At 64.8% G+C, this 6346-nt stretch carries 5 protein-coding genes and 1 pseudogene; 1 reads left to right on the top strand and 5 read right to left on the bottom strand.

The annotated features are described in order from the left end of the window. Positions 1 to 1104 (bottom strand): annotated as a pseudogene (locus tag ABZV06_RS05875) (hypothetical protein); the annotation flags it as partial. Positions 1105 to 1114: 10 nt separating this feature from the next. Further along, positions 1115 to 1585: a hypothetical protein gene (locus tag ABZV06_RS05880; RefSeq protein ID WP_355240659.1), complete on the bottom strand. Its 471-nt coding sequence runs from the start codon at positions 1583 to 1585 to the stop codon at positions 1115 to 1117. Between the two features lie 136 nt (positions 1586 to 1721). Here ABZV06_RS05880 and ABZV06_RS05885 point away from each other — a divergent pair, with 136 nt between their 5' ends. Further along, a complete protein-coding gene (locus ABZV06_RS05885; protein ID WP_355618994.1) occupies positions 1722 to 2372 on the top strand; it encodes a hypothetical protein in 651 nt (216 codons plus the stop codon). 61 nt (positions 2373 to 2433) lie between these two features. On the opposite strand, the gene ABZV06_RS05890 is transcribed toward ABZV06_RS05885, so the two are convergent. The 3 genes from ABZV06_RS05890 to ABZV06_RS05900 are packed head-to-tail and all read right to left on the bottom strand — an operon-like array spanning position 2434 to position 6318. Continuing rightward, positions 2434 to 2751 (bottom strand): WXG100 family type VII secretion target, encoded by a 318-nt coding sequence (locus ABZV06_RS05890; RefSeq protein WP_355240653.1) that lies wholly within the window; start codon positions 2749 to 2751, stop codon positions 2434 to 2436. A 35-nt stretch (positions 2752 to 2786) separates the two neighbouring features. Continuing rightward, positions 2787 to 3107 carry a WXG100 family type VII secretion target gene (locus ABZV06_RS05895; RefSeq protein ID WP_355240711.1) on the bottom strand — a complete coding sequence of 107 codons (321 nt, stop codon included), beginning with the start codon at positions 3105 to 3107 and terminating at the stop codon, positions 2787 to 2789. Between the two features lie 19 nt (positions 3108 to 3126). Beyond that, the gene (locus ABZV06_RS05900; RefSeq protein WP_355618996.1) at positions 3127 to 6318 is read right to left on the bottom strand and encodes a hypothetical protein; all 3192 of its coding nucleotides are present in this window, start codon (positions 6316 to 6318) and stop codon (positions 3127 to 3129) included. Positions 6319 to 6346: the final 28 nt, after the last annotated feature.

A 6346-nucleotide genomic window follows, 5' to 3' on the forward strand; every position in this document is an offset into this window, starting at 1 on the left:
GGGAACGGACGGCCCGACCGCCGACGGGCCGTCCAGGGAGGCCCGCGGAGTCCCCAGCTGGTCTCCGATCGAGGGCCTGCGGACAACGCTCGCCGGGCCGTCTCCGCTCAGCGCGCGCGGAGTCCCCGGCACGCCGCCCTCGGCCGTGGTCCCGGGGACTCTCTCGAACGCCGCATTGCCCCGCCCACCCAGCGCTCCACCCGACGCGTCGAACTGATGCTCCGCACCTGCGGTGATCCGGGCACTGGACAGCGGTCCGTGATTGGGGGTCCCCTCCAGAGGACCGGCTGCCCGCTGCGTTCCCGTCCTGGGCCCACCGGCAGCGGCGTCCAGGTGCGGCGTCGCCGACAGGGGTGAGTTGCCACCCGGTCTGACGGTGCCGCCGATCTCACCGACGTTTCCGACACCTTTGGAGGTCGAGGGCGTGACGGGCACGTCGACGACGTTGCCCGCACCGCCCTTGGGCGTACCGCGGCCAAGGCCCGGCAGGGCACGGATGGAGCCGAGACCACCCATGAGGCCGGCCAGACCGACGCTGATGCCTTCCCGGGCGGCGTCCGGCTTGAAACGTCCGCTTCCCGGCACGGCGGCGTGGGCGATACCCCCGGCGGCCATGTCGAAGCCGAGCTGCAGCCCTCCGTACGTCAGGACGCCCAGGGCGATGTCGAGCACGAGGGTGGCGATCGTTCGGGCCAAGCCGGTGAGGCTCGTCATTCCGATGAGGATGTCGGCGACCGCAGCGAGAATAGGGCCGAGGACGAACGAGACCACGAGCAGGATGACCCCGAACACGCCGAGGAGGGCCTGCAGGATGGCTTCGACTTTTTGCTTCCGGAGGAACTCCTCCAACTTGCCGGCGAACTCGCGGAGCTGGTTCGCGAACTCGCGGGCCCCCTGGGCCGCCTTGCCGACCTGCTCGACCACCTTGTCGGCGGCCAGACGCATGGCGTTGTGGGCCTGCCCCTCCCACAGCATCCCGTCGGCGCTGGACCGCACGAGACTGCCGTAGCTGTCCAAGCGGCCGGCCTGCTCGTCCCACTTCTGGGCGAGAGCACGCAGCTTCGCGGGGTCAGCGTGACTCGGGGGGATGTCGGGATAGGTCACGGATATCGGATCAGACGTCGCCGTAAGTGATCTGGATGGGGTTGTAGGTGGAATTCTCCGGCCGCTTACCGTCTGCTTGGCCGGTCGCTCCCAGCCCCTCGCTCAGCGCGTCGAACACATGGAAGACGCTGTGCTCGGCGTTGTCGTAGTTGCTGGCCGCCTGGAGCGCAACGCCCCGGACCAGACCGAAGATGCCGGGCTTGCCGGTGCTGCCGTCGCCCTCGGGTTCGCCGAACAGCTCAGCCTGCACCTTGTCGAGCCTCTCGTTGAAAGCGTTCGCCGCGGCGGCCGACTCCCCGACCCAGCTGAGTTGCAGGCCCTTCCACGTATCGGCGATCACGTTCCAGCACTCGACGATCGCTTCGATCTCGGCCTTCATCGACACGTGTGCGGTGTAGTGCATCACGCTCGGCCTCACGTAGATCGCCTTGGCAGCGTCTTCGTACGACGTTGGGGCGTCCGACGGGAAGGGGACCGTCACGGTTGCTCCTCGGTTTCCGGGTACTGGATCCCAAGCTAAGGAGCTGGGCGGATCGGCCGCACGGCCCCGTTCGGGAACAACGGGTCACCTCAACGAGGACGTTGCCCGTTTCGTCGTGCGCCCGTAAGAGTCGGGTATGCCCAACGAAGGTTCGAACGTCGTTGATCTGACCCAGACCTGGCCAGACGCCAAGACGATAAACGGCGACAACGGCAACTACACCGACCCGGCGAGCGCCGCGCCGAAGCCACCCGATGTCCAGGCGGACGGCGCCGGCGGCTTCAAGGATTCGTACGGTCGTCCGACCAACGACAACGGCATCCTGGTCGACGACAAGAAGGTCCCGCTCGAGCCGGGGCAACCGATGATGGGGTCGTTCACGGTCCACCTGGACACTGTCCATTCCGCGGAGCAGACGCTTCTGCACGAGGCCCAGAATCAGATCGCCCAGTTCGAGGCTTTTCGCGACGAGGTGGTCAGCCAGGAGTCATGGATCTTCTTCGCCGAGAATCCGGAGGCCCTGATTCCGCACTACCACGAGAACAACTTGGATAGTTCGAGTGACTTCACCAACACCAACATCTTCTCGTATCCGGAAGGCACCTACGCAGACGCGAAGGACTCCAATCCAGAGGAGACCGCCAAGCTCGTGCATGCCCAGAACCAGTTGCTCCAGGGCTGCGGAACGGCGATCCATCTGGTCGGTACGTTCATCGGCAAGCTCAACGACGCTGGTCAGATGTACGCGGGCGCCGACCGCGCCTCCTGGGCCCCGGACCCGGACTGAGGCCGATCATGCAACGGCGGGGGCGGTGCGGATCTCCCGACACCGCCCCCGCCGCTTCCGCTCAGCCCTGCGGCCGCCAGGTCCTGAGGTTCGTCCACTCGCACTCCGAGTAGTTGTTCCAGCTCAGGTTCAACGCTGATGCGATCAACCCGAGAACTCCGTCCGGCCCGAAGAGTCCATCCGCGGCGAGGTTCCACTCGTTCTGAAGACCCTCGTAGTTCTCCTTGGCATCGCCCTGCCACGTATCCGCAAGCGGAAGGAGCTTGCTCTTCAGCGCTTCGAGCTGACCGACGATCTCGTTGGCCCGACCGTTGAGTTGCCCACCGGCGGTTTCCAACTCCAACGGCACCCAGAGGCTGCTGCTCGTGGGGTCACCCATGACGTACTCCTTGCTGTTGAGTCAGAGCTGTCGAGTCAGAGCCGGGCACCGGGGATGTCGCCGTTGACGGCGACCAGGCTGTTGATGTTGGAAATTTCCGTGTCGACGTAGTTGACGGCATTTCCGCGGAGGCCAGTGGCGATGTCTGCCAGGGCGTTGTGCAACATCTTGCCGTAGATGTCGAAGTCGGTCATCAGTGCGTTGAACTGGTCAGAGGCAACACCGTGCCACTGCGCCTGAAGATTGACCACGAAAGACCTGAGCGAGGCGAGTTCCGCGTCGATCTCGGAGTTCGTGGAATCGCAGCTGGCGGCCGCGTCGGTCACCATCTGAGGAGTTACTTGAACTCTTTGCATTTTGTCCACCCTTCCGGGTTTATCGAGGTGTCGCTGACCCGTCCGAATTGAAGTTGACCGGGGTCAGGTTCTTGAGATTGCCGCCCTCGGCGGCCACGTACTGGTCGTAGGCTTTCCCGAGCGCGACGACCGAGTCGTGGAGGATGCTCTGCACGTCGTTGCTGACCGCGGTGATCCGTCCGACCACCGCCTCGTACTGTCGTCCGGCGGGGCTTTGCCAGGCGTCGAAGATCGCTTCGGCCTGCGTCTTCAGGTTCGCCAAGTGCCCGTCCAGGAGACCGGCCTGGGCCGCTACGACGTTCTTCGCCTGGAGCAGCTTCGGGATCTCCACGCGGAATTCGAACCGGCTACCGTCCGGGTTGATTTGATAGATCGGACGACCGTGGGAGTCCGTTCCGATCGTCGTGCCGTCCGGGTATCTCGTCACCGTCCAGTCACCCTGGTACGAGATGGAGATGTGTTTGCCGTCCTTGGTGCCGTAGGTGGGCCGCCCCTGGTCGTCAAATTTGGTGTACGTCCACCCATCGGCCACCAGGCTGGTCACCCGGCCGTTCCCGGCCCTCGTGATGACCGTGCCGTCACCGTACTTCCAGACACTGGAATCGTCATGGCCGTAGCTGATGGTGACTGTTTCCCCGGCACCTCCGTTCTCGCCCGGCTTGTGGCCGACAAGCGGGCGGCCTTGTCCATCGAACTTGGTGTACGTCCAGCCGTCCGAGATCATCGTGATCGGCTGGCCACCCGCGTTCCGCTCGATGACAGTGCGGCCATTGTGTGCGTCGGTGAACGTCCAGGTGCTGGTGCCGTTCGCTCCGTACTTGATGGCGACGGAACCGTCCGGCCCGTTACCCGCCGTGGGCCGGCCGTCACCGTCGAAGCTCCGGAACGTCCAGCCGTCCTGGACCATGGTGAGCGGCTGGCCGGAGGCGCTCCGGGTTAGCGTCATCGTCGTGCCGCCGCCGGGATCGTGGTACGTCCAGGTGGACTCGCCGTTCGGCTTGTAGGCGATGGTGACCGTCTGCGGGGGTTGACCGTCCGCTCCTGGCACCCTGCCGTGGACGGGCCGCCCGTCCGAGTCGAACCGGTCGAACACGGTGCCGTCGGACGTGGTCTCGCGGGTTATCGCGCCGTCGGCGTTCCGCTGCACCCGGGTTCCGTCGGCGTACGACCAGGTGCTGGCACCGTTGGAGGTGTAACTGACCGTCACGTCACCAGGGCCGGGCATGGTGGCGTGCGTCGGACGGCCCTGACTGTCGAACCTGCTGAACGCGGTGCCGTCGGCCGACACCTGCGAGGTGACGTGACCGGAACTGTTGTACGACACCTTCGAGCCGTCGGCATATGACCAGACGCTGCCGCCCTTGGCACCGTAACTGATCGTCGCCGCACCACCATTCGGCAGCGCCGCATGGGTCGGGCCCTTGTCGGTGAAGGCACTGAACACCGTGCCATCAGCCGCTACCTGCGACGTCACACGATTGGAGCCGTCGTACGAGACCTTCGAGCCATCGGCGTACGACCAGACGCTGCCGCCCTTGGGGCCATAACTGATCGCCGCCGTGCCACCATTGGGCAACACCGCATGCGTCGGACCCTTGTCGGTGAAAGCACTCAACACCGTGCCATCCGCCGCCACCTGCGACGCCACACGATTAGAACCGTCGTACGACACCTTCGAACCATCGTCGTGCGACCACGTACTGCCGCCCTTGGCGCCATAGCTGATCGACGCCGCACCACCACCGTTCGGCAACACCGCATGCGTCGGACCCTGATCAGTGAAAGCACTGAGCACCGTGCCGTCAGCCGCTACCTGCGACGTCACATGATTAGAGCCGTCGTACGACACCCGCGAACCGTCATCGAACGACCACGTACTGCCGTCACCGGCATACGCGATCGCCGCGACTCCACCACCATTGGGCAACACCGCATGCGTCGGACCCTGATCAGTGAAAGCACTGAGCACCGTGCCGTCAGCCGCTACCTGCGACGTCACATGATTAGAGCCGTCGTACGACACCCGCGAACCGTCATCGAACGACCAGACGCTGCCGCCTTTCGCGCCATAACTGATCGACGCCGCACCACCACCGTTCGGCAACACCGCATGCGTCGGACCCTGATCAGTGAAAGCACTCAACACCGTGCCGTCAGCCGCCACCTGCGACACCACATGATCCGAACCGTCGTACGACACCCGCGAGCCGTCATCGAACGACCACGTACTGCCGTCACCGGCATACGCGATCGCCGCGACTCCACCACCATTGGGCAACACCGCATGCGTCGGACCCTGATCAGTGAAAGCACTCAACACCGTGCCGTCAGCCGCTACCTGCGACGTCACATGATTAGAGCCGTCGTACGACACCCGCGAACCGTCGGTGTACGACCAGACGCTGCCGCCGTCCGCGCCATAACTGATCGACGCCGCACCACCATCAGGCAACGCCGCATGCGTCGGACCCTTGTCCGTGAAAGCACTGAACACCGTGCCATCCGCCGACACCTGCGACACCACATGACTCGAACCGTCATACGACACCCGCGAACCTTCATCAAACGACCAGACACTGCCGCCGTTCGCGGCATAGCTGATCGACGCAGCGCCACCGTTCGGCAGCGCCGCATGCGTCGGACCGACATCGGTGAACGCATTGAACACCGTGCCGTCAGCCGACACCTGCGAGATGACATGACTCGAACCGTCGTACGACACCTTCGAACCGTCATCGAACGACCAGACACTGCCCTTCGGGCCATAGCCGATCGACGCCGCACCACCATCAGGCAACGCCGCATGCGTCGGACGGCTCTGAGCATCAAAGCCGCTGAAGACGGTGCCATCCCCGGATACCTGCGACGTCACATGACTCGAACCGTCGTACGACACCCGCGAGCCATCATCGAACGACCACGTACTGCCATCACCGGCGTACGAGATGGCCGCTACACCACCATCAGGCAGCGCCGCATGCGTCGCACCCTTGTCGGTGAACGCACTGAACACCGTGCCATCCGCCGACACCTGCGACACCACATGACTCGAACCGTCGTACGACACCCGCGAGCCATCGTCGAACGACCACGTACTGCCATCACCGGCGTACGAGATGGCCGCTACACCACCATCAGGCAGCGCCGCATGCGTCGCACCCTTGTCCGTGAAAGCACTGAACACCGTGCCGTCCCCGGACACCTGCGACACCACATGACTCGAACCGTCGTACGAGATC

This window comes from Micromonospora sp. NPDC005172, assembly GCF_040608555.1.
Lineage (GTDB): Bacteria > Actinomycetota > Actinomycetes > Mycobacteriales > Micromonosporaceae > Micromonospora.

Coding starts and splice junctions, on each gene's coding strand:
- ABZV06_RS05885 (WP_355618994.1), top strand. CDS start 1,722: ATGCCCAACGAAGGTTCGAACGTCGTTGATCTGACCCAGACCTGGCCA.
- ABZV06_RS05890 (WP_355240653.1), bottom strand. CDS start 2,751: ATGGGTGACCCCACGAGCAGCAGCCTCTGGGTGCCGTTGGAGTTGGAA.
- ABZV06_RS05895 (WP_355240711.1), bottom strand. CDS start 3,107: ATGCAAAGAGTTCAAGTAACTCCTCAGATGGTGACCGACGCGGCCGCC.